Annotated in this window: 1 protein-coding gene; it reads right to left on the reverse strand. The window is 35.8% G+C overall.

Annotation, left to right across the window (positions count from 1 at the left end; translation table 11 throughout):
* On the reverse strand, positions 1 to 974 hold a 974-nt coding region (locus H5072_RS20020; RefSeq protein ID WP_182694586.1), incomplete at its 3' end, for a DUF885 family protein.
* Positions 975 to 1168 lie beyond the last annotated feature (194 nt).

Below are 1168 nucleotides of genomic sequence, written 5' to 3' on the forward strand. Positions count from 1 at the left end.
ATGCGCGACACTTCACTTAAACCAATGTCATGAATTTCGTCTGCAGATAAGCTAAGCGTCGTGTTTTTCTTAATTTGGTATTCGTACCATGCTTTACCGTTTGGTAAGTCACTGTAACCTACGCTTTCTCGACTATTAGGAATATATTGATTAGCTAAAAAGTCACTCATACTTTTATAAGCCGGTACTAAGTGCTGCATAATCAATTGACGATACTGCGCTGTAATTTTTTGCTTTTGTTGTTCGCTAAACGATTCTGGTAATTTTTTAATTGGTCCCCAAAATAATGAATCTTCGGCATTTTTAACTACATGAGCTGCAAATTGTAGCTGTAATTTTTCAGCAAGTGGTTTTGGTAACGTAATACCTAGTTTAATGCCTTGCGCCATTGAACGCTCTACACTGGCAAGCCACTTTACAAAACCTTCGCTACGCGAGATAAAAGCCGTGTAATCTTCAACGGTATTAAACGGCTGAGCACTTTGACCTGAACCAAAACTTGCAAAGGTGTTATGCGCACCCGCCATTTGATTTATTGGTAGTAAATAATCAGGGAACTGCATGCCTTCTAATTTAAGTGCAAGGTCACGCTCTAATATTTCAAAACTTAAAAGCGATTGCCCTGTTAACTGTGCTTTATCTATAAAGTTTAATCGCTGTTGATATTTTTTATAAAAAGCGGCTTTTTTTGCTCTATTTTCTTTTGAAATCACAGGCGTGAATTGATCGTTAAACTCATTACGACCATTGTACGTTGCACTGATGGGGCTATATGTGAGCGATTCATCGTAATACTGTGCAACAAGTACATCGAGTTGTTGCTCTGCCGAAAGCTCTGAAACAATACCTGCTGATGCGTTAACTGTGTTTAACTGTGTACTGGTATTAGTCTGTGTACTAAGCTCAGTATTCATACAGCCACTTAAAGCAAACATAACGCCACTGGCAACTAATGCTAATTTATTTGATTTCATGATAATCCTTTTTAATATCGTTTTTTAATTATGCTCATTAAACCGTGCTTAATAAAGAAATTACGATAGATTGCATTCATCGTATTAAATTTGCACTTTTATCTGAACTTGTTACATTTCTATTAATTCAAATATGATTTAAAAGAAAAATAAAATGAAAAAACAACTACTCAGCACCTCTATTGCCTTACTTT

The sequence above is a fragment of the Pseudoalteromonas sp. SR45-5 genome (assembly GCF_014163565.1).
Lineage (GTDB): Bacteria > Pseudomonadota > Gammaproteobacteria > Enterobacterales > Alteromonadaceae > Pseudoalteromonas > Pseudoalteromonas distincta.